The organism is Streptomyces sp. L-9-10 (assembly GCF_004151105.1).
Lineage (GTDB): Bacteria > Actinomycetota > Actinomycetes > Streptomycetales > Streptomycetaceae > Streptomyces.
Map to the genome: position 1 here is coordinate 157,303 of NZ_PHRF01000146.1, position 22,109 is coordinate 179,411.

Genomic DNA, 22,109 nt, shown 5'->3' on the forward strand with positions numbered 1-22,109 from the left:
ATGCTCCTGACAGCATGAGGTCATAGGTCCCCCGCGTGTACAGGTGGCATATGACCAGCGCGCGAGGGCTGCCACGACCTACGAAGTGCGCCACAGCGCAGCCGGGACTCCCCGCAACCGGCCTTCACGCCCCGCGGTGGCCGTGCTCACCGACTGACCGCGCGCGTGGGCGACCCCGGCAGCGGCGGAACACTTCAGACCGGCGACTCGACCTGACGCGCCCTCTCCAGGCGGTGCCCCCGTCCGGGGACACTGCCGACAGACCCGGCAACAGCACTGTCCCGCCCGGCAGTCCCGGTCCCCCGCCGGCTCAGTCGCAGACCCCGTCCGTCCTGCTGCCCGGCGGAGCCAGGTCCTTCTCCCCCGACGAGAGGCCGCGCCCCGCTGTCGCGCACAGCTTCTCCAGCCATCGCTCCGGATCGAGTTCGAGGATGTGGCCGTCCGACCCGTCGACCAGACCCATGAACGCGCCGTCCGCGGTGAGATCGGCGGTCGCGCCGTACCCCGGTGTGAAGCGGTAGCGCTCGGTGCCGCCGCGGACATCCCAGGCGGTGTACTCGTTCAGCGTGCTCTGGGTGCTCAGAGTGGACTCCGAGGAGAAGGCGCTGAGCCATTGGACCCCCCGGTACGCCAGCGGCTCGAGCCACTTGTCCTCGCCCTCCTTGTCCATGTCCCACACCCGTACGCCGCCGTCGTAGTCCAGCACCGCGAGGAGCCGTCCCGTCGGGTCGAAGCCCAACTGCTTGACGACACCGAACTCCCTGCTGTCGATCGAACCGACCTCCCGGCCTTCTTCGAAGTCCCAGATCACGATGTCGTACTTCCCGGCGGGTGTGCGCACCGCCGCCTGCCCGTGCCCCGGGCGGGCCACCGCCCAGGTGCCGGCGGCCGCGAACGAGACCTCGACCGACTCCTGGGCCCTGGGCCGGTAGGCCGTGCCCGCTTCCCGGCCCCGCGCCAGGTCCCATCGCACGACGTACGACAACGCCGAGATCACCACATGCTCCGGGCCGTCGAAGGTGATGTTGACCCACGCCGGCGTGCGCCCGGAACGCGGGTCCGGGGCCGTGGGATCGATGTCCGGCGGTCGCGGCAGATCGATCGCGTCCCGCTCTTTCAGCGTGCTCCCGTCCATTTCCCAGACCAGGACGGTGCGGCCGTCCGCCGCCGGTGTGAGGACCCGTGTGCCGTCCGGGCTGTACGCGCCGTACTGGGCGGCCAGCGGACGGGACGGCCGCACGGCGGCCAGCAGTCTGTGCGTCCGCAGGTCCCACAGGCGCAGCCCCTCACCGTTGGCGTCGACGCTGATGACACGGTTGTGGTCGGCGTCGACGGTCCTGATCCGGGCGGTGAGCATGGCGCTGTCGAACGCGGACGGCTCCGGAACCCGTGCCACCATGACCGTCGCCCCGACCCCGACCACGGCCCGGAGCTTCTCGGGCGGGCCGGTGAGCGCCACGGCGGGCAACTGTGAGCTGCCCGTGAACGATTCGTCCTGCTGTGCGGGCGCGGGCAGGTCAAGGGTGCTGGGGCGCCCCGCGACCAGGTCGAGGACCAGGAACCGGAACCGGCCGAGCGAGGTACCGAAGCGCTGTACCGGGTTGATGAGGAAACGCCCGGACCGGTCCAGGCGCGGCACGTACAGCGGGCAGACCAGGCCCAGTTGCCGCGTGCTGTACTGATGGCGCACTTTCGGCGTACCGGTCAGGTCCCAGGACTGCAGGAACCCTTCCGGGGTGCACCGCACCAGCGTCCGGCCGTCGCCGCTGACCGTGACGGCGCCGGTCCGGTCCGCTCCCCACGTCGCCGAGTCCCGTTGGCCGTTACCGAGGTTCCAGCGGACCAGGCGGCCCTCGGCCCCTTCGGCCGCGCCTTCCTGAGTGATCCGGCCGATCACTGTGTCCTCCGGTCCGAACCACGCCTCGGCCGTCTCCCATCCGTCCGGTGCGCGCAGCGCCTTGCCCACGCGCCGGCCGCTCCGGGACTCCCAGGCCAGGACCCCTTCGCCGGGCAGTGCGGCGAGGACTCTGCGCCCGGTGCCGTCGAAGCGGAGGTCGGCGGCGGCGCGAGCGTTCTTCCGTACGGCGTCGCCGTCCCGCAGGACCACCGTGCGCCAGTCGCCTTCGTCTCCATCTCCCTCCCCGTCCCCGTCCCCGTGCTCCGGAGGGATTCCCAGGGACACCTTCCCGTTGGTGGACGCCCGCGCGGAGATGCGGCCGTCGGGCGAGAGCGTGACGATTCTCGATCCTGACGGCAGTCCGCGCTCGTGCACCTCGTCCGTGCCGAGCGTCAGACCGACGACGTCACCGGAGGTCATGCCCACGTTGATCCGCTTGCCGTCCTCGCTCATCGCGACATCGCGGACCGGAGCGTGGTTGTCCCACACCACCCGCTCCACGTGGCGCAGCCGAAGATACTGCCTGATCAACGCGGTCCTGGCCTCCGGCTCCTGGGCCGTCCGATAGGCCGCCCCCGAGAACAGCGCCGATGTCACCACCGACACGTCGTCGAGCTGTTCGGCCCGTACCGCCAACTGCTCGGACGCCGCCCGCCGCAGTTGTCCGTCGAGCTCCGCGTTGCGCGACAAGAAGAGCCCGGAGGCGACCACGGCGAGCACCGTCAGGACGGCGAGTCCGCCGATGAACCAGCGCTTCTGCCGCACCCGCCGCCGGACACGCTCCTCGCGCGCCGCCCGCCTCGCGACCGAGCGGTCGATGAACTGCCGCTCCGTTCCGGTCAGTTCGGGCCCCCGAAGCTCCATCCACTGTTCCGCCTCCGTGAGCGGCTCGCCTTCCAGGAGCTGCTCACGTTCCACGTCGTGCCGCAACTCCGCCCGCCAGGCCAGGAATTTCCGGTCCTGCCGCACCCGCTCCTCGAGCCGCTTCCAGGCGCCGATCAGTGCCTCGTGTGCCAGTTCGACGGTCACCGCGTCCCCGTCACCGCCCCGCAGTACGAGCAGCCGCCGCTCGGCGAGCGCGGTCGCGATCCGCCACCGCTCCGCGCCCGCCTCGTCCCGGCTCAGGGCGTTGCGCATCGGGGCCTCGCCGCCCGGCAGAAACCGGACGAGATCGGTGAGCAGCCGCATGGCCTCGGTCTCGTCGGCCTCGCGGACGCACTGCCCCCAGACGGTCTCGGCGTACCGTCCCAACGCGCCCTGGACGCCTCCGACTTCACGGTACGTGGCGAATCTCAGCCGCCCCACGGCCTGCCCGTCCCACAGCTGCGCCATGACGAAGCCCAGCAGTGGCAGCGCGCCGGGACCGTCTCCCGCGTCGTCGAGCATCCGTTCCGCGAGCCCGTCGTCGTACGTCACGGCAGGCGTCGCCTCAAGCGGGCGGCGGATCACCTGCTCCAGCTGCGCGCGGGACATCGGGGGGAGAAACCGCACCTGGCCGCGGCCGAGTGCCGGGCCGAGCAGCGGATGGCTGAGGGCCACGTCCGTGAAGTCCGACCTGAGGGTGACACACACCCGCAGTCCGTCGGGCTGGTGCACGGGAAACAGCAGCCGTACGGCCTCCTCGACCTCGTGGTCCGGTCCGGCGAGCAGTTCTTCGCCTTGATCGAGCAGGACGAGCAGCCGCCGCTCCCGCTCCCCGCCGGTCATGCGCAGGGCGTCCATGAGGCCGCGCTCGGCGAGGAGTTCCTCCAGCTGCCGCACCTCCTGGGCCCGTGCGGCTCCGCGCAGCCGGGGACGTACGGCCGTTACCAGCTCCGAGGCGAGGGCCGCCCGCAGGGAGACGCCCTCACCCGGGCGCACCACCAGCACGGCATGGCCCCGCTCGCGCAGCCGCGGCACCACGCCTGCGCGGGCGAGCGAGGACTTGCCGCAGCCGGAGGGACCGACGAGGGTGACGCACGGGTGTGAGCCGGCGAGCAGCGCGGTGACGTCGGCGATGTCGTCCTGCCGCCCGAAGTAGACGTCCGCGTCGGCCTCTTGGAAGGTGGACAGGCCGCGGAACGGGGACGCGGGGCGGACCACGGGCGCCAGTTCGGGCAGTTCACCGACCAGCGTGCGGGTGGGTATCAGAAAGCTCTGCCGGACTCCCCCGGGCTGGATCACGACGACCATGCCGGCCACGGCCCGCAGTTGTTCGTCCCAGACCGGGCTGCCGCTGAACCCCTCCTCGACGGGTACGCCGTGCGGATCCGCCTGGGACAGCTGCACCCAGCCCTCCGCGGTGCCGCCGCGCAGCCTTCCGTAGTGCCAGACGCCGCCCGGGGAGCGGCGCGGGAAGCCCGGCACGCGTACGTCGTGGCCCCATACCCGCTCGGTGTCGGCCATGTTCAGCGGGCGGGCCCCGGGTATCGGCGTACGCAGCCGGAGGACCGCGATGTCGCCGGTCTGGTCCGCCCGTACCGGAACCCAGCGCTCGACCTCCGCCGCGCTGCAGCCGTCGGCGAAGGGCAGGTCGACGAAGACCTCGGTGCCCGCGACCACTTCGTCCTCGCGGGGCCGGTCAAGGGCGTCGTTCACCACATGGGCGCAGGTCAGCACCAGTTCGGGGGCGACGAGAAAGCCGGCGCCCGCGATCTCGCCGCCGGGGCCCGTGACCCGGACCACGGCCGCGGCCAGTGCCTCTTCGGGGCTTCGCGACCCTGCCCCCGTGCCCGTCTCCGCAGCCGTCACCGCGACCTCCGCCCCCGTGTGACCCCTGATGGGTCAACTCCCCTGCCGAGTATTCCCGTTGAGGTCCGCGCGGTCACTTCTGTTCCGGATCGGGATGACCGCGGAGCCGGGCTACTTCAGCTCCATCGCCCGAACCCCTCCCCACCACTCAACGGGACGCCACCGCATGAGTGGCCGTGGCAGGTTCCGTCGCGCCGGCCGGCCCACATCACGCGCGGGCGCGGACGAGAACACGGATGGCGTGTGGGTGTCGTGTCTGGCGGACTCCGGCGTCGTGGTGAGCGGCTTCAGGGCCGTGGGGCGTCCGGTTGCGCGGCTGGTGCCGGGTGCCGCGAGGACCGGGACCGGTCGGCAAGCAGCTTCAGGTGTTCCGCGGAGGGGGACCCTGGTTCGGCGGTGGAGACGCCCAGGGTCTGCTCGGGGTCGTCGGCGGCGGTGAAGGCTTCGTAGCCCAGGACGAGGTCTCCGACGACGGGGTGGCGGAAGCGCTTGGTGCCGTGGGTGCGCTGGAACACGTCGTGGCCGGCCCACCAGTGGCGAAAATCCGCGTCCTGGACGGAGAGTTCGCCGACGAGCCCGGCCAGGGCGGGGTCATGCGGGTGGCGTCCTGCGTACAGGCGAAGTGAGGCGACGATGCCGCGGGCGGCGTCTTCCCAGTCGGCGTACAGGGTCCGGAAGTGGTCGTCGAGGAAGATCAGGCGGGCCATGTTGCGGCTGTGGGCGGGCAGGGCCTCGAAGTCCGTGTACAGGGCGCAGGCGAGGTGGTTGGCGGCCAGGACGTCCATGCGGCGCCCGTAGACGAGGGCGGGGACGTCGGTGAGGCTGTCCAGGAGCAGCCGCAGACCGGGGCGGACGTGCTGCGGGGGCAGCGGGCGGGGACGGGTGCGGGCCGGTTTGGCGACCCGGAACAGGTGGGCGCTTTCCAGATCGTTCAGGCGCAGGGCGCGGGCGATCGCGTCCAGGACGGATGCGGAGACGTTGAGGTGGCGTCCGCGCTCCAGGCGGATGTAGTAGTCGACGCTGACGCCGGCGAGCTGGGCGACCTCCTCGCGCCGTAGGCCCGGCACGCGGCGGGCGCCGGGCTGGGGTGCCAGGCCCGCCTCCTCTGGGGTGATCTTCGCGCGGCGCGAGCGGAGAAAGTCCCGCAGCTCGCTGTTCGGTTCCTGGGCCATGCCACCACCGTAGACCGGGGTGGCCCGGGGAGCAGCTGCGCCAAAGGGGGTCTGTCGGACCCCCGGTCAGAGTGGGTCTCCCGCCCCGGCCGTGAGCGGTGCTCGTCTGGTGGAAGAGCAAGCACGCACCTGGAGGCACCCCTGATGAAGCGCAGGATTCTCGGCGGCACCGGCATGTCGGTGAGCGAATACGCGCTCGGCACGATGATGTTCGGCGCGATGGGCAACACCGACCACGACGAGTCGGTCCGCATGATCCACACGGCGCTGGACGCCGGGATCAACCTCATCGACACCGCCGACGTGTACTCCGGCGGCGAATCGGAGGTGATCGTGGCCAAGGCACTCAAGGGCCGGCGCGACGATGTCGTCCTGGCCACCAAGTTCGGGCTGGCGATGGGCGAGGACCCCAATCGGGGCGGCGGCTCGGCCCGCTGGATCCGCCGCGCGGTGGAGGACAGCCTGCGCCGCCTGGACACCGACCATGTCGACCTGTACCAGATGCACCGCCCGGACCCGCACACCGACATCGACGAGACCCTCGGCGCCCTGTCGGACCTGGTCCGAGCCGGGAAGGCCCGTGCCATCGGCGGCTCGTTCTTCTCCCCCGAGGAGATCGTCGAGGCCCAGTGGACGGCTGAGCGGCGCGGTCACCACCGTTTCCGCACCGAGCAGCCGCCGTACTCGATCCTCACCCGCGGTGTGGAGAGCCGGGTGCTGCCCACGGCCCGGCGATACGGCATGGGCGTGCTGACCTTCGGCCCGCTCAACTCCGGCTGGCTCTCGGGCCGCGCGGATCCCACCACCGGGCACCGCGGTGCAGGGGCGGGGGCGAAGATGTTCGATCTCACCCAGCCGGGCGTACAGGCCAAGGCCGACGCCGTGCGCAAACTGACCGCTCTGGCCGCTGAGGCCGGCCTGCCGCTGCCTCATCTGGCCACCGCCTTCGTCCGTGCCCATCCGGCGGTCACCGCGGTACTCATCGGCCCGCGCCGCCCCGAACAGCTGACCGACCTCCTCGCCGCGGCCGGCGCAGAACTCGGCGACGACATCCTCGACCGCATCGACGAGATCGTCCCGCCCGGCGCCGACGTGAATCCCGGCGACTTCTACATCGACCCCACCCCGCCGATCACCGACAAACGCCTGCGCCGCCGCTGACCGTGGTCAGCAGACGGTTGTCCAGGAGGTGCGGCCGGTCCGTGCCGGCCGGCGGGATCGTAGGCGCCCTCAGTCCAGGCCCGGTCCAGGATCTCGTCGACCGTCTCGTCGACGGTCTGCGACGAGGTGTCGAGCCAGAGCCCGATCCTGGGCGTGCTGTCCCGCAGCACCTTGTCCAGATCACGCGGCTGCCAGTCCGGCCCGTATCCCGACTTGGCCCGCTTCTTCTCGCGCTCCGCGACGGCGTCCGGGTCGGGCGAGAGCACGACGACGGCCAGCGGACGGCTGGTGATGGACTCGGTGATCTCGGCCAGGTGCTCACCCAGCAGGATGTCCTGGACGACGGCCGTGAATCCGGCGCGGCAGTACGCGTCGGCGGACGCGGCGGCGAGCTGGTGCCGCAGTCTGAGCTGGGTGAGGGCCTGCGGCGGCGGATCGGCGGTCATGTGCACCTGGCCGTTGACGATCATGCGGCGGAAAAGGTCACCGCGCACATGAACGGAACGGGGCAAACGCTCGGCGAGTGCCTGCGCGACGGTCGATTTCCCCGCTGCGGTGACGTCCGATCCGACCGCTGGAGGCGCGGTGGCCGAGCCCGTCCGTGTGCGCAGACTGACCGACCAGGAGGGGCAGAAGCTGCAGCAGATCGTGCGCCGGGGCAGCAGCAGTTCGGTTCGCCACCGGCGGGCGATGATGCTGCTGGCCTCGGCCGGCGGGAACCGGGTGCCGGTGATCGCCCAGCTGGTGCAGGCCGCCGAGGACACCGTGCGCGATGTGATCCAGCGCTTCAACGAGATCGGCCTGGCCTGCCTGGACCCTCAGTGGGCGGGAGGCCGTCCCCGCCAACTCAGCCCTGACGACGAGGACTTCGTCGTCCAGACGGCCACCACCCGCCCCGCCAAGCTCGGCCGGCCCTTCACCCGCTGGTCGCTGGTCGCTGGTCGCTGCGCAAGCTCGTTGCCTACCTGCGGAAAGTCCACGGCCGGGTGATCCGCATCGGCCGCGAGGCGTTACGTGGTTTGCCCGCCCGCCGCGGTGTCACCTTCCAGCGCACCAAGACCTGGAAGGAATCACCCGACCCCGAGCGCGAGGCGAAGCTGGACCGGATCGAGGAGGTCCTTGACCGCACCCCGGACCGGGTGTTCGCCTTCGACGAGTTCGGCCCGCTCGGAATCCGGCCCACCGCAGGCTCGTGCTGGGCCGGACAGAAGCATCCCGACCGGCTGCCGGCCACCTATCACCGCACCCACGGAGTACGCCATTTCCACGGCCGCTACTCGGTCGGCGACGACCGCCTGTGGGGTGTCAACCGCCGCAGGAAAGGTGTCGCGAACACGCTGGCCGCGCTGAAGTCGATCCGCGCCGCCCGGCCCGACGGCGCACCGATCTACGTGATCATGGACAACGCCCGTCACCGTGACGTCCTGGCCGCAGAACGCGAGGAACGCGCCCGCATCCGAAGCGAGAAGGGCATCCGCTGGGGCGGGCGCCAGCGGGCAAGGCATTCACCGGGAAGGCCAACCGCCCGTCATCATGGCCTCATTTTGGCGACGTGAGCATCTCCAGAAGGATGCGCTGCAGATCGGTGCGGTCCTGCGGGGTGATCCTCGCCAGCCTGCGGTCGAACTCCGCCGCGAGCGCTGAGAGCGCGCGGTCCCGCGCCGCCTCGCCCTCGGCAGTCAGGATGAGCCGATGCCGCCGCAGGTCCTCGTCGTCGATCTCGCGCCGCATGAAACCCTTTGCGACGAGGTTGCGGACGTAGACCGTCACGCTCGCTTTGGGGATCATCAGCGCCGCCGCGAGTTCGGCAGGGTACGGCGACGCGGCCACCTCGGCCAGCACGAAGAACTCCTTCGTCTCCAGCCCGAGCTCGGCCAGTTCAGCGCTGCAGGCATCCATTACCACGCTCAGCAGACGCTGGTTCAGCGTCCACAGCTGCGCCCCGTCAACCGCCACGCAAGCCCCTCCGTCCGTCCAGGTGGTACAGTTCTGAATTAGTTCCAAATTGTATCAGAGAGTGTTTCGTACTGCACAGTTATGGAACAAACATTTACGCGAAAGGCGCCATCAGATGCTTCAGCACATCACGATCCCGCGCGGACCGATCGATCTCGCGGCCGACCTCCACCTGCCCGACAGCATCGACGATGCGGCGCCGCTGCGCGCCGTGGTGCTCTCCACACCCGGCAGCAGCGTGAAGGAGCAGATCGGCGCGAACTACGCATCCCGTCTCGCCGCCCGCGGCGTCGCGGCGCTCGTGTTCGACCCCGCCCACCAAGGTCAAAGCGGCGGAGAGCCCCGCGACCTCGAAGACCCCTACCGCCGCGGCGAGGACATCTCCTATGCGATCGACGCGCTCCGCACGATCCCCGGCATCGCCCCGGAACGCATCGGCGTCCTCGGCATCTGCGCCGGCGGAGGCTACGCAGTGCACACCGCCCGCACGGACCATCGCATCAAAGCGGTCGGCACGATCGTCCCAGGCAACATGGGCACGTCGTTCCGCAGCTTCCAGCCGGATGGCGCGGCGGCCGCACTCGACACCATGGCCGACGCTCGCATCGAAGAGACCCGCTCCGGCGAGCTGACCCGCGTGAACTGGCTGCCCGACACCTTGGAAGAAGCCACAGCAGCCGGGCTGACCGATATCGACACGACCCAGGCAGTCACCTACTACCGCACCGAGCGGGGCAGGAACAAACACTCCACGAACCGCCGCCTCTCGCGCGGCGACTCGCTGCTGCTGGGCTACGACGCCTATCACCTGGTCGACCAGCTCATGACCCAACCGCTGCAGGTCATCCTCGCCGGACGCACCGGCAACACCGGCTCCTACGAGTCCGGCATGCAGTTGTGGAAGCTGGCACCCAACCCGGTCGACCTCATGGTGATCGACAGCGCCGGCCACTACGAGATGTACGACGAGCCCGAGTACGTCGACGCCGCCGTCGACCGGCTCGTCAACTTTTACCTGAACAACCTGTAGATCATCCAACCCGGTGAACCAATGCGGTCACGGCACTACTGAAACCGCGGTGGGAGAGCTGTTGCACCAGCGCGGCTGGCGAACGGCTTTCACAGTCTCTGAAAGGGTGAACGCGTGGGCCACCCTGGTGAGCGCCATCGAGCAAGGCTACGGCGACGACATCTACGAGTACACCAACGACCTGTACGGCCGAAACTGGCTGCACGAGGCATGGCTCCTGCTGGACGAACACATCGTCCAGCTCTGGACCCCGCGGATCAAAGCCCTGGACGACCGGTACAAGGCTGCGACCATCGACGACGACGGCCAAGCACTCGACCAGTTCCACAGGCTGCCCGGCCCCGACCTGTGGTGGTGGCGGCGACACCCCCGCATCCTCACCAAAGACCTCGGGCGCTCGCTTCGCTCGGCTGGCGCCATCGGCACCGACCCGGACACAACATGACCCTCAGCCTCCTGAGATTACGGGACAGCCCTTATCAGCCCGACGAGGGCGGCGATGTCGAAGGCCGCGTCGTCCGCAGGGAAGCGGAAACCGGAGCCTCGCAGTCGCTCGATGGCGCCGGCCCGGCGGAGCGACGAGGTGTACTTCGTCGCCCTGAGCGACTTCAAGTCCGACTTGTTGCCCGGCACAAGTGAATCCTCTCCGTGGTCTCGGGAATCGATGTCGAGGTGGAGCGGCGTCGGAGAGCGCGCCGCCCGTCTTGCTGAATCAACGGTCCGCGGTTTTCTGCCATTTATGGCGTGGACCAATCGTTAGGGCGCTTCCGGACATGCGCGTACGCTCGCTCAAGGCCATCACGTCACAGATCGCTGTTCCGGAACGCCAGTTCGCGCCGTGCCTCAGCTCTGATCCGCGTCGTCCGTTCCGTGGGGAAGCAGAGGAAACAGCCGGGTGATGAGGGCCACCGGTCGGGCGCTGTCGGGCCGGGCCAGGGGGCGTTGTTCGCGGTCCTGGTAGGGCGCGAGCGCCCGTCGGATCGTCTCCGCGACCCGGCTCATCTCTTCGGGTGTCAGGTAGGCGACAGCGCTGAAGGCTTCGTCGTCGCGCCACTCGGCCGGCGCCCGGTCTCGCTGGGTCAGCCATCGTTGCCAGCTCTCGTCCTCCAGCCCTCGGGCCAGGTCACCGAACCGCTCCCCCGTGGACGCGTCGGCAGCGGGGCCCGGCTGCCTCAGGCGCCAGGGGCGGGCGCGGCCCCCGCGGTGAGGGGCTTCTTCGATGTATCCGTGGCGTGCGAGTTGCCGTAGGTGAAATGAACAGAGCCCGGAGCTGTGACCCAGCCGGGAGGCGGCTTCGGTCGCCGTGACCGTGCCGACTTCGGCGAGCAGGTCCAGCAGGGCTGTGCGGACCTCGTGCTCGCGCAGTCCGTCGCCCGTGTCGCGCGTTTGGTCGCGGGGAGTGTTGAGGTCATCTTCAGTCACTTTGCAAACTCTGCTACTTTGCAAAGGACTTGGCAAGCGGTTCTTGCCACAGGGCCACGGGCGCTCGCATCGGGCCGCGGTGATGTCCGCGGTCTCTGTGGTGTACGCAGAAGGGGAGACAGTGATGTCCGTTCGTCACGAGCGGTCCCGTTCCACCGACCGGCGAGTCCGTGTTCAGGGACGCCCGGTTGACTCCTATCCGGCTCTGCCGCCGGAGGCGGAGCGGGGGTCGGTGCGCCGGGTCACGGTGGTGGGTGAGGAGATTCTGAGCCGTTCGTGCCAGGAGGTGACCGCGTTCGGCTCCCCCGAGTTGTCGGCGCTGATCGACGACATGTTCCTGACGATGTATGTGGCCGACGGTGCCGGTCTGGCTGCCAACCAGGTTGACGTCGGCCTTCGGCTGTTCGTGTACGACTGCCCTGACGACTTCGGCATTCGGCATGTGGGCCATCTCATCAACCCGGTTCTGGACCTGCCCGATCCGGGAAGCCGCCGGCTCATTGACGACATCGAGGGCTGCCTGTCCGTGCCCGGTGCCGGCATGGCGGTTCCCCGCACCGATCGTGCCGTCGCACGGGGGCTCGACAAGGACGGCGCCCCCATCGTCATCGAGGGAACGGGCTACTTCGCCCGGTGTCTGCAACACGAGACCGATCACCTCTCCGGCCACACCTATCTCGATCGCCTCTCCAAGCGGGATCGCAGAGACGCGCTGCGACAGATGGCGGACCGCCGTGACGACGTCTTCGCCCAACGCGCGATCAAGGCGGCCGGCCTGGGGCAGTGAGTGAGGGGCCTTGGCCCCGGATCCCGGAGACTTGAAACGTGTATGCCGAGGATCTGAGAATGGACGGCGCGGACTCGGCCACCCACGCCGCTGAAGGCGGAGAACGCGGCCCCGTGACGGAGGCCGCGGCCTCGACCCGGTTGCGCGGGACGCTCGGTGTTCCGGTGGCACTCGTCCGAGGAGGCCGGGGTAGGCCGGTGAGCGGGCGGCCGAACGGTGTGACCGCAGCGGGGGCAGGGCACTTGGTCAGGGGTTTCGGCGCAGCCGGGTGCACGGATTCGAGGTGACCCGTGGGCAGGGGGAGCGGCCGGTTGCCGAAGGGACAGCGGCGGCTCCGGGTGCTCTTCTTCGTGAGGGAGCCGTTTCGGTTCCCGCCTTCGTGGGTCCGGGTGACCCGGCCGTCCGTGCCGGATCCTGTGGACTCACCCTTCTCTCCGGACAGGGGTTTCCGTATGAAGCTTCACCACATCGCCATCGCCTCCCTCGCCACCGCCTCCCTCATGGTCGGGGGTACGGCCGTGGCGTGGGCCGGCACAGGCACTGCCGCCACGCCTTCCGTGCGGACGGACCGTGCCCTGCCCGACCCCGTGGCCTGCGCGGCCTCCACCACCGCTGCCGCCGCGGCTGTCGCCAACGCGGCGGCAGCCGCCGACGCCGCCAAAACCGACGCGGCGACCTCGGCGGCGGCGGCCAAGGCTGTCGCCGCGGCCATCGCGGCCGGCGCGCCCACCTCCGCGCTGGCCGAGGCAGCCGCCACCGCCACGGCCGCCACGGCGGCGGCGGTCACCTCCGCCGACGCGACCGTCGCGGCCACCACCACGGCCGCCGCCGCCACCGCGGCAGCCGTAACCGCCTGCGCGACGGCCTGACATGCGACGCACCCGCACCATCCCGGCAGCCCTCGCCGGGGCCCTCGTACTGACCGGGGCCACAGCCGCCCTGGCGCCCGCCACCGCGCGGGCAGCGCTCGCCTGCACCGAGACCGCGCTGATCGCCGCCATCACCGCCGCCAATACCGCCGGTGGAGGAAACGTCGTCCTCGCGGCCAACTGCACCTACACCATCACCACACCGCACAGCAGCGACGGCGACGGCCCGAACGCCCTCCCTGTCATCACCACCGCCATCACCCTGACCGGCGACACCGACACGATCACGCGCTCAACAGCCCCCGGCACAACGGCGTTCCGTATCGCCAAGGTCGCCGCCACCGGCAGCCTCACGCTCAAGGGCAACACCACTCTGAGCAACGGCAGCTCCGCCGCGGACGGCGGCGGCATCCTCAACTACGGAGCCGTCACCCTCACCGCGAGCGCCCTGACCGGCAACACCGCCCGGGGCAGCGGCGGCGCGCTCGCCAACGCCAACATCCCGGCTCCCGCCAAGGGCCCGACGGCGACCTTCACGAACAGCACCGTCTCCGGCAACACCGCCGACGGACGGGGCGGCGGCGTCTACAACGGAACGCGCGGCTCGCTGACGACCACCAGCAGCGCCGTCAAGAACAACACCTCCGGAGCCGTGGGCGGAGGCATCGCCGCCGTCAACTCCACAGCGACCACTCTGAGCAGCACCCCGGTCAGTGCCAACAAGGCCCTCACCGCCGGAGGCGTCTACCGCCAGAACGGCACCATCTCCCTCACCACCTCCCCCATCAGTGGCAACACCCCCAACAACTGCGTAGGCAGCGCCCCTTCGGTACCGGGCTGCACCGCCTGACCTCCGGACGGGTTTCACGGCTGCGGGCTGCCTCCAGCGGGAAGCGGCCCGCACTCGAACCGCAGCCGGACGACGCCGCCTCGGCGGCCGTCCCGCCCGCGAATGCGGTGGGGCGTGGCGTGGCGCCTCGACAGGCTTCTACGTGCGTTCCGTCAGCAACTCGGCGAGACGTTCGGCGAACTCGGTCAGCCCGTCCAGTCGTGATCCGCCGCGGGCCATGCGGAAGCCGTGCCGACGCCCCCAGAACGCGGCCTGGACGGCGTGGAACTGAGCCCAGCGCTGGACGCGCGCGCGGTCGAGTTCCGCGGCCTCGGCGAAGATGTCCAGGATGCGGTGGGCGGCTTTGCCCAGGTCATCCGCTGCCAGCAGCGCCAAAGCGCGTGACTTGAGCAGCGTGCCGCCGTCGTACGCGGGATCTCCCGCGTACCCCTTGGGGCCGACGGCCAGCCACGGCTCACGGTCGGCACGCAAGATGTTCCTGGCGTGCAGATCACCGTGGACGAGGACATCCGGCTGAATGCTGCCCAGTTCACGGACGGTCGCCGTGGCGGCGTCCACGACGTGGCGCGGCATCGTGTGTGCCAGCTCCTCGGCGTCCTTGCGCAGCTCCTTCTCCCAGGCGTCGGCCTGCTCCCGCAGCCGGGGCAGGCCGGGCGGCGCGGGAACGGCCAGTCGGCGGCTGATCCGCGCCGCGACCGTCACGACCTCATCGTCGTCCTCGACTTCCGCGAGGGTCGACATGTGGACCCGCTCCAGCAGCATCGCGAAATCCACGTCGTCGCGCTCGTGCAGCAGGACAGCCCCGCGGCCGCCCCAGGCGGCGAAGGCATCCGGCTCATGGACGTTGCCGGGATGCGGAAACGACACCTTCAGCACAGCGGTCCCCTCGGTCCGCCGTCGTACCGGGACGATGACTCCGACACCCCCGTGCGTGACGTCGCCGTCCGGCACGCACCCCCAGCGTTCCAGCAACGCGTCCACGATCCCGGGCAGTTCGGCGAGCCATGCCGCTCCTGGCTCACCTTCGCGTTCGAGAGTGGTCTGCGTGAACGTATCCGGTACCGCGATCATCCGAGCACACTACCGCCGACGACAGCGCCAACGGGCCTCAGGCGCCCACGGTCCCGTCGACACCCTCGCGCAGGAAGTCCGCGTGCCCGTTGTGACGGCCGTACTCCAGAAGCACGTGCACCATCACCATCCGCAGCGATACCTCCCGGCCCCACCTCGGCTGACGCCCTGTCAGGTCCAGGGATCCGGCCTCCCGCTCGATACGGCGCGAGTTCTCCACCTCGGCCTCCCAGGCTGTGAACGCCTCGGCCCTGGTCGACGCGCTCGCGTCGTAGGCCGCCTGGAAGTCGATCGTGTCGGACCAGACCATGGGCGCGTCGTTGTCCTCGAACACCCGGCGGAACCACGCGCGCTCCACCTCTGCCATGTGCCGCACCAGGCCGAGCAGCGACAGCGTCGACGGAGGCATCGACCGCTGCCGCAACTCCTCGTCGGTGAGCCCTTCGCACTTCATGGCGAGGGTCGCCCGGTGGTAGTCGAGGAAGGCCCGCAACGTGTCGCGTTCGCTGCCAAGGGTGGGCGGTGCTGTGCGATGGTCGCTGCTCATCGGCCGTGCTCCTCGTCTGTGCCTGTGTCCGGGGCAAGTATCCACCAGCCGCACACAGGGCGGAGCTCAGTCCTGCCTCCCGTCGGCCGGTGCCTTCAGCAGCCGGTCCAGCTCGTTCCCCGCCTCGTCGTACCCTGCGTCGGAGATCCGTCGCAGCTCGCGCAGGTCGCCCGACGCGGCCGCGCGTCGGGTGAGCAGGAATCCGGCGTGCGTGGATCCCTCGTCCAACAGCTCGCTCAGCTCCCCGAGGTCGCCGGCCGTGTCGGCGAGGTCGGCCAGCCGGTCCAGAGCGGTCTCGCTGCCCTCGTCGGCCAGCTCGCGCAGGGTCTCCCGGTCGATACTCATATGGTCCATGGCGCCATGCTGCAAACCTGCCCCTGGGGAAAGGTCAAGCGGGACGCCGGCCGTGGGACGATGCCCCGGTGATCACCATCGGGCAGCTGGCCAGGTATGTCGGAGTGTCGATCAAGACCGTCCGGGTCTACCACGCCAAGGGGCTGCTCCCCGAGCCCGACCGTGACGCGTCCGGCTACCGGCGCTACGGCGCGGACGACGCCATCGATCTGATCAAGATCCGGACGCTCGCCGAAGCCGGTGTCCCCCTGGCCCGTATCCGGGACCTGAGATCAGCGACCGACGAGGAGTTCCAGCAGGCGCTGCGTGAGATCGACGGCGAGCTCACCGCCCGTATCCGCGGGCTGCTGGCGACACAGGGGCGTCTGCGCCGGCTCGCCGCCGGGCGGCTCGCGCCGCTGCCCGCCGAGGTCGGCGCCTATCTGGAGGACCTGGACCGCTGGGGATTCACGCCTCGCTGGGTGGACCTGCAACGTGATCTGTGGATCCTCGTGTTCGCGACCCACCCCGACCGTGCGATCACCCTGTTTCACGACCAGGCCGAGATCCTGGCCGACCCGGCGCTCCGTCAGCTCTTCCTCGGCTACGACCACGCGTACGACCTCGACGCCGACGATCCCCGCGTCGACGACCTCGCCCGCCGGATCGCCGAGGCACATCGGGAACGCTACGGACCCGGCGAACTGCCCTTGCTGGACGCCGGATCCGAGATCCCCGGCCTCATCCAGGGCACGGTCAACGCCTCGTCCCCGGCCTGGCGGCGGCTCGACACCCTCATTCGCGGACACCTGGACGTATGACACGACGTGTGTGGACGCACGGTCCCGGCGCGTCAACCGGCGGGCGGGCGTGGGCTGTTACGCGTCGGCGCTCACTCACGATCCTCACACAGCGAAACGGGGGCTGGACGACCTCCTCGTCCAGCCCCCCGTTTCTCCCGTTCCTAACCGACGGCCACGGCGCCGCGCAGCGCCTCACGCATCACCGCGAGCACCTCCGGCGCGCGCGAGCTGAGGTAGAAGTGGCCCCCGCGGAACACCTGGAGGGTGAACTCGGCAGTCGTGTGGTCGCGCCACACGTCGGCCTCCTCGACCGTCGCCTTCGGGTCCTTGTCGCCCACCAGGGCGGTGATCGGGCAGTCGACGGTCCCGTCCACAGGGCCGTACGTCTCGATGGCCCGGTAGTCGCTGCGGATGGCCGGCAGCACCATCCGCAGCAGTTCCTCGTCACCGAGCACCTGGGCGTCGGTGCCGCTCAGGGCCTTCATCTCGGCGACGAGGCCGTCGTCGTCACGCTGGTGGACGGTCTCCACGCGCTTCGTCGACGGTGCGCGCCTGCCGGAGGCGAAGAGCAGTGCGGGCGTGTGGCCGAGGCCTTCGAGCCTGCGCGCGACCTCGAACGCGACGACCGCGCCCATGCTGTGTCCGAAGAACACGACGGGCCGGTCGAACAGCGGCGCCACCACGGGCGCGATCTGGTCGGCCAGCACGCCGATGTCGTCCACACTCGGCTCGGTCCGCCTGTCCTGGCGGCCGGGGTACTGGAGGGCCACCACGTCGCTGTCGCTCTTGAGCGCGGCCGAGACGGGGAAGTAGAAGCTCGCCGATCCGCCCGCGTGCGGGAAGCACACCAGCCGGACCGGGGCGTCCGGTGCGGGGTGGAACCGGCGGAGCCAGAGGTCGCTGCCATCGGCAACAGTCATGTTCATTTCCGTTCTGCTGTCGTTGTCGTGCTCAGAGGGTTCAGAAGCTTCAGCGGCTTCAGCGGCTTCAGAGAATGATGTCGTCCCCGCCGCCGCCCAGCCAGGCCCGCACGGCGAGCGCCGTCGACTCGGAGTGGTCTTCCATGATCGTGAAGTGGTCGCCGGGGACGTCGGCGTCCTCGGTCGGGAAGGGCCACGTGGGCTGCCATGCGTCCTCGGTCTTCACTGCCTTCGGCACCCCCGGCGGGAAGGTGGCGTGCACGTACAGCGTCGGTGCCTCGATCGGTTCGGGCTCCCAGTCGCTGAACACGGGCACGTAGCCGCCCTGCCCGGTCAGTTGCGCACCGGTCAGCAGCTCGAACGCCTTGCTGGTGGTCATGCGCACCCTCAGCGCCGCCTCCAGCCGTTCCTCGAACGAGGTGGTCGCGGTGTAGGTGTCGAGCAGCACCACCGCCGCCGGTGCGCTGCCCTCCCGTTCGAGCAGTGCGCCCACGGCGTTGGCCAGCCAGCCGCCCGACGAGTAGCCGAGGAGCACGAACGGCCGGTCGCCCGCCTGCCTCCTGACGGCCTCGGCCTGGAAGCGGACGACGGCCTCCCTGGTCGCGGGGAGCGCCTCCCCCGGTGCGAAACCGGGGTGGGGCAGCACGGTCACGTCCCGCTCGCCCGCGAACACGGGGGCGAACCGGGCGAAGTAGTGCGGCCCGGAGGGCGCCATCGTCGGCGGGAAGCAGAGCAGTTGGGTTTCCGGCCCGGTCGCCAGCCTGATCGCCGACAGTGCGGGTACCTCGTCCGGTGTCTCGAACACCGGACGTATCCGCGCGGCGGCGGTCACCATCTGCCAGCCCTCCTCGTACAGTCCGAGGTCGCAGGCCTGCCGGTACAAGCCGGTGAACGTGTCCTCGACCGCCAGGGCGGCGGACGCGGCGGGGGCGCCCGCGGTCCCCAGAGCGAGTTCGCGCCGCAGGTACCCGGCGAGGTCCGGGCCGGTCGGCTGGTCGAACACGATGGTGGTGGGCAGCCGCAGCCCGGTCGCGCCCGCGAGCCGGTTGCGCAGTTCCAGCGCGGTCAGCGAGTCCAGACCGAGCTGGGTCAGGACGCCGGAGACGTCGAGTTCGTCCGGCGAGTAACCGAGCACGGCCGCCGCCTGGTCCCGGACGACCCGCAGCAGTTCCCGTTCCTGCTCCTCCTCCGTCAGTCCGGCCAGCCGCTGCTCCAACCGCTCCTCGCTCGGGGCAGCCGCCCTGGTGGCCCGGGGGCGCACGAGGCCGCGCAGCAGCGCGGGCACTTCCTCGGGTGCGCCGCGCAGGGCGCCGACGTCGAGGCGCATCGGCACCACGACCGCGTCGGCCGCCGCGCACCCGAGGTCGAACAGCGCGAGGCCCTGCTCCTCGGTCAGGCCGGTGACACCGGAGCGGGACATCCGCGCCACGTCGGTCCCCGCCAGTCCGTCGGTCATCGCACCGGTCGTCTCCCACAGGCCCCACGCCAGCGACGTCGCGGCCAGGCCGCCGGCGCGCCGGTGCTGGGCGAGCGCGTCGAGGAACGCGTTGGCCGAGGCGTAGTTGGCCTGGCCGGGATTGCCGAACGTGCCCGCCGCCGACGAGAACAGCACGAACGCCGACAGGTCCAGCTCGCGCGTCAGCTCGTGCAGATGCCAGGCCGCGTCGACCTTCGGCCGGAACACCCTGTCGATCCGCTCGGGCGTCATCGAGCCGATCACACCGTCGTCCAGCACTCCGGCCGAGTGCACCACGCCGGTCAGCGGGTGGTCCGGGTCCACCGCGGCCAGCAGTTCCGCCAGCGCGCCGGGGTCGGTGACGTCGCAGGCGGCGAGTGTGACCTGCGCGCCGAGGCCGGCCAGTTCCGCGCGGAGCTCGTCGGCGCCGGGCGCGGCGGCGCCGCGGCGGCTGGCCAGCACCAGGTGCCGGACGCCATGGCCGGTCACCAGGTGCCGGGTGACGAGGCCGCCGATCGTGCCGGTGGCGCCGGTCACCAGGACGGTGCCGCCCGGCGCGAACTCGACCGGGGACTCCTCCTCGGACGGCCGGGACGGCGCGAGGCGCGGCACCAGCAGGTCACCGGCGCGCACCGCCGCCTGCGGCTCGGCACCGGCGAGTACGTCCGGCAGCACCTCCCAGGACGCGTCGTGCACGTCCACGTCGACCAGCGTGAACCGCTCGGGGTTCTCGGACTGCGCCGACCGGATCAGGCCCCACACCGCCGCGTTGGCGAGGTCGGACACGTCCTCGTCCGGCCCGGTCGCGACGGCCCCTCGGGTCACGAAGACGAGGCGGGAGTCGAGGAACCGGTCGTCCGCCAGCCACTCCTGGGCCAGCCGCAGCGCGCGGAGGGCGGCGGTGCGGGCGCCGGAGACCGGCTCCGAGCCGTCCTCCGCGCACGGGATGACGACCAGCTCCGGTACGCCGGCCCCGGCGAGGTCCGCGAGGTCGCGGTGTTCCTCGACGGCGATGCCGGACAGGGCGAGACCCGCGCCGACCTTCAGGTCGTCCGGGCCAATAACAGCGCAACCGCGATTCGGAGCGGGAGTGGCCGCACGGGTCTGTGCGGCCACCCACTCCAACCGGAACAGTGAATCGCGGTGGCGCGCACCCCACTGGTCTGCGGCGATCGGCCGCAGCACAAGGGATGCGACCGTCGCCAGGGGGTGCCCCTGTACGTCGGTCAGCTCTAGGGTCACGGCGTCGGATCCGGCCGGCGTGAGCCGGACCCGGGCCGCGGTGGCACCGGTCGCGTGCCACCGGACGCCGTTCCAGGAGAACGGCAGCCGGGGGCGACCGGCGTCTTCGACGAGGCCGCCGAGCGTGCAGGCGTGCAGCGCGGCGTCGAGCAGCGCCGGGTGGGTGCCGAACGACGCGGCGTCCCGGTGCTGGGCCTCGTCAAGCTCGATCTCGGCGTACACGGCGCCCTCGCCGCGCCATGCCGCCCGGAGGCCCTGGAAGGCGGGCCCGTATCCGAACCCGGCCTCCGCCAGCCCGTCGTAGAGTCCGTCGACGTCGACGGACTCGGCTCCGGCGGGCGGCCATTCCGTGATCGCGGCCGGGCGGGTGGGGTCTCCGGTGGTGAGGAAGCCGGTGGCGTGCCGGGTCCAGTCGGTGTCGGCGACCGGGTCGTCCGGGCGGGAGTCGATGCTCAGCGTGCGGCGGCCGGAGCCGTCGTCGCCGCCGACCGACACCCGCAGTCGTACCCCGCCGCGTTCGGGCAGCACCAACGGGGCGGCGAGCGTCAGCTCTTCCACCTCGTCCAGGCCGAGCCTGCCGCCCGCGGACAGCGCGAGTTCCGCGAAGGCCGTGCCGGGCAGGAGGGTCACCTGCGCGACGGCGTGGTCGGCGAGCCACGGGTGCGTGTCCGTGCCGAGCCTGCCGGTGCACACGAGACCCTGACCGTCGGCGAGGTCCACGGCGGCGCCGAGCAGCGGGTGGTCCGCGCCCGCCAGGCCGAGACCACCGGCCGCCTCGTCGATGTGCAGGTCGCGAGGCGCGTCCAGCCAGTAGCGCTTGCGCTGGAACGCGTACGTGGGGAGTTCGACCGGGCGCCCGCCGGGGAGCAGCTTCGTCCAGTCCACCCGCACGCCCCGCGTGCCCAGCTCGGCGACAGCACCGACCAGCGCGGACTCCTCCGGGCGATCGCCGCGCAGGGCCGGTACGAAGGCCGCGTCGGGCGCGGACCCCTGGCCGAGCGCGGACAGCGTTCCGCCGGGTCCGATCTCGACGAACGTCGCCACGCCCTCGTCCACGAGGGTGGAGACGGCGTCGGCGAACCGTACCGACTCGCGTACGTGCCGCACCCAGTACGACGGCGAGGCAAGCTCCTCTGCCGTGGCCCGCGCGCCGGTCAGCGTCGACACGATCGGAATCGCGGGTGCCTCGTAGGACACGCTTTCCAGTACCGCGCGGAACTCGTCGAGCATGGGCTCCATCAGCGGCGAGTGGAACGCGTGGCTGACGCGGAGCGCGGTCGTCTTCCGGCCGCCCTCGCGCCACAGCTCCGCCAGTACGTCCACGTCGTCGGCGACACCGGAGATGACCACCGAGTCCGGGCCGTTGACCGCGGCGATACCGACGGTGTCCGGCAGGTCGGCGGCGACCTCGGCCTCGGTCGCCCGGATCGCGACCATCGCGCCGCCCTTGGGCAGCGCCTGCATCAGCCCGGCGCGTGCCGACACCACCGTGACGGCATCGGCCAGCGACCACACGCCCGCCACATGGGCCGCCGCCAGTTCACCGATCGAGTGCCCGGCCAGCACATCCGGCCGGACGCCCCACGACTCCAGCAGACGGAACAGGGCGACCTCGACCGCGAACAGCGCCGGCTGCGTCACGCCCGTCTCGTTCAGCGCGTCGGCGTCCTCGCCGAACAGGACCTCGCGGACCGCCGGGTCGAACTCACCCAGCACCGCGTCCAGCGCCTCGGCGAACACCGGGAAACGCTGCGACAGTTCACGACCCATGCCCAGCCGCTGCGACCCCTGACCCGAGAACAGGAAACCCACACCGCCGATGGCGACGGAGCCCGCGACCAGGCCGGGGAACGGCCGCCCCTC

General features: G+C 71.1%; 18 protein-coding genes and 1 pseudogene. 8 read left to right on the forward strand and 11 right to left on the reverse strand.

Features of this window, described 5'->3' with window-relative positions; all coding sequences use genetic code 11:
* Positions 1–310: 310 nt before the first annotated feature.
* Both CU044_RS31155 and CU044_RS31160 read right to left on the reverse strand, forming a co-directional pair.
* Positions 311–4,627: a trypsin-like peptidase domain-containing protein gene (locus CU044_RS31155; protein ID WP_129772079.1), complete on the reverse strand. Its 4,317-nt coding sequence runs from the start codon at positions 4,625–4,627 to the stop codon at positions 311–313.
* A gap of 287 nt (positions 4,628–4,914) precedes the next feature.
* On the reverse strand, positions 4,915–5,799 hold the full coding sequence (locus CU044_RS31160; RefSeq protein WP_129772080.1) for a helix-turn-helix transcriptional regulator: 885 nt from the start codon (positions 5,797–5,799) through the stop codon (positions 4,915–4,917).
* A 144-nt stretch (positions 5,800–5,943) separates the two neighbouring features.
* Here CU044_RS31160 and CU044_RS31165 point away from each other — a divergent pair, with 144 nt between their 5' ends.
* Entirely contained in the window at positions 5,944–6,960 is a 1,017-nt protein-coding gene (locus tag CU044_RS31165; protein ID WP_129772081.1) for an aldo/keto reductase, read from the forward strand.
* Here CU044_RS31165 and CU044_RS31170 read toward each other — a convergent pair.
* Positions 6,909–7,655, reverse strand: a complete 747-nt coding sequence (locus CU044_RS31170) for an AAA family ATPase (RefSeq protein ID WP_345790164.1) — start codon at positions 7,653–7,655, stop codon at positions 6,909–6,911. The two genes, CU044_RS31165 and CU044_RS31170, sit on opposite strands and share 52 nt — an antisense overlap.
* Here CU044_RS31170 and CU044_RS31175 point away from each other — a divergent pair.
* Positions 7,546–8,516: pseudogene (locus CU044_RS31175) on the forward strand (helix-turn-helix domain-containing protein). The gene CU044_RS31170 and the pseudogene CU044_RS31175 overlap by 110 nt on opposite strands.
* Here CU044_RS31175 and CU044_RS31180 read toward each other — a convergent pair.
* The gene (locus CU044_RS31180; RefSeq protein ID WP_129772082.1) at positions 8,500–8,916 is read right to left on the reverse strand and encodes a MarR family transcriptional regulator; all 417 of its coding nucleotides are present in this window, start codon (positions 8,914–8,916) and stop codon (positions 8,500–8,502) included. The pseudogene CU044_RS31175 and the gene CU044_RS31180 sit on opposite strands and share 17 nt — an antisense overlap.
* Before the next feature lie 115 nt (positions 8,917–9,031).
* On the opposite strand from CU044_RS31180, the gene CU044_RS31185 reads away from it, so the two are divergent.
* Positions 9,032–9,946: an alpha/beta hydrolase gene (locus tag CU044_RS31185; protein ID WP_129772083.1), complete on the forward strand. Its 915-nt coding sequence runs from the start codon at positions 9,032–9,034 to the stop codon at positions 9,944–9,946.
* Between the two features lie 49 nt (positions 9,947–9,995).
* Positions 9,996–10,391, forward strand: a complete 396-nt coding sequence (locus CU044_RS31190; RefSeq protein ID WP_193564116.1) for a hypothetical protein — start codon at positions 9,996–9,998, stop codon at positions 10,389–10,391.
* 17 nt (positions 10,392–10,408) lie between these two features.
* Here the strand turns inward: CU044_RS31190 and CU044_RS38885 are convergent, their stop codons facing one another.
* Positions 10,409–10,579 (reverse strand): hypothetical protein, encoded by a 171-nt coding sequence (locus CU044_RS38885; protein ID WP_165372020.1) that lies wholly within the window; start codon positions 10,577–10,579, stop codon positions 10,409–10,411.
* A gap of 210 nt (positions 10,580–10,789) precedes the next feature.
* Positions 10,790–11,368 (reverse strand): winged helix-turn-helix transcriptional regulator, encoded by a 579-nt coding sequence (locus tag CU044_RS31195; protein ID WP_129772085.1) that lies wholly within the window; start codon positions 11,366–11,368, stop codon positions 10,790–10,792.
* Between the two features lie 124 nt (positions 11,369–11,492).
* On the opposite strand from CU044_RS31195, the gene def reads away from it, so the two are divergent.
* The 3 genes from def to CU044_RS31210 all read left to right on the forward strand — a co-directional run bounded on the left by def (position 11,493) and on the right by CU044_RS31210 (position 13,874).
* Positions 11,493–12,155 (forward strand): peptide deformylase, encoded by a 663-nt coding sequence (gene def, locus CU044_RS31200; protein ID WP_129772111.1) that lies wholly within the window; start codon positions 11,493–11,495, stop codon positions 12,153–12,155.
* Positions 12,156–12,607: 452 nt separating this feature from the next.
* The gene (locus CU044_RS31205) at positions 12,608–13,024 is read left to right on the forward strand and encodes a hypothetical protein (RefSeq protein ID WP_129772086.1); all 417 of its coding nucleotides are present in this window, start codon (positions 12,608–12,610) and stop codon (positions 13,022–13,024) included.
* A gap of 1 nt (position 13,025) precedes the next feature.
* Positions 13,026–13,874 (forward strand): hypothetical protein, encoded by an 849-nt coding sequence (locus CU044_RS31210; RefSeq protein WP_129772087.1) that lies wholly within the window; start codon positions 13,026–13,028, stop codon positions 13,872–13,874.
* A gap of 138 nt (positions 13,875–14,012) precedes the next feature.
* Here the strand turns inward: CU044_RS31210 and CU044_RS31215 are convergent, their stop codons facing one another.
* From CU044_RS31215 to CU044_RS31225, 3 genes are all read right to left on the reverse strand, one after another.
* Positions 14,013–14,945 (reverse strand): aminoglycoside phosphotransferase family protein, encoded by a 933-nt coding sequence (locus CU044_RS31215; RefSeq protein ID WP_129772088.1) that lies wholly within the window; start codon positions 14,943–14,945, stop codon positions 14,013–14,015.
* A gap of 37 nt (positions 14,946–14,982) precedes the next feature.
* Positions 14,983–15,492, reverse strand: coding sequence for a DinB family protein (locus CU044_RS31220; protein WP_129772089.1), 510 nt, complete (start codon positions 15,490–15,492; stop codon positions 14,983–14,985).
* 66 nt (positions 15,493–15,558) lie between these two features.
* On the reverse strand, positions 15,559–15,846 hold the full coding sequence (locus CU044_RS31225; RefSeq protein WP_129772090.1) for a hypothetical protein: 288 nt from the start codon (positions 15,844–15,846) through the stop codon (positions 15,559–15,561).
* Positions 15,847–15,914: 68 nt separating this feature from the next.
* Between CU044_RS31225 and CU044_RS31230 the strand changes: the two genes are divergently transcribed.
* Complete coding sequence (locus tag CU044_RS31230; RefSeq protein ID WP_129772091.1) at positions 15,915–16,646, forward strand: MerR family transcriptional regulator; 732 nt, start codon at positions 15,915–15,917, stop codon at positions 16,644–16,646.
* A gap of 143 nt (positions 16,647–16,789) precedes the next feature.
* Here CU044_RS31230 and CU044_RS31235 read toward each other — a convergent pair whose 3' ends face one another.
* Together CU044_RS31235 and CU044_RS31240 are read right to left on the reverse strand one after the other, a co-directional pair.
* The gene (locus CU044_RS31235; RefSeq protein WP_129772092.1) at positions 16,790–17,554 is read right to left on the reverse strand and encodes an alpha/beta fold hydrolase; all 765 of its coding nucleotides are present in this window, start codon (positions 17,552–17,554) and stop codon (positions 16,790–16,792) included.
* Between the two features lie 61 nt (positions 17,555–17,615).
* Positions 17,616–22,109, reverse strand: a 4,494-nt coding sequence (locus CU044_RS31240; RefSeq protein ID WP_129772093.1) for a type I polyketide synthase, incomplete at its 5' end; no start/stop codon positions are given.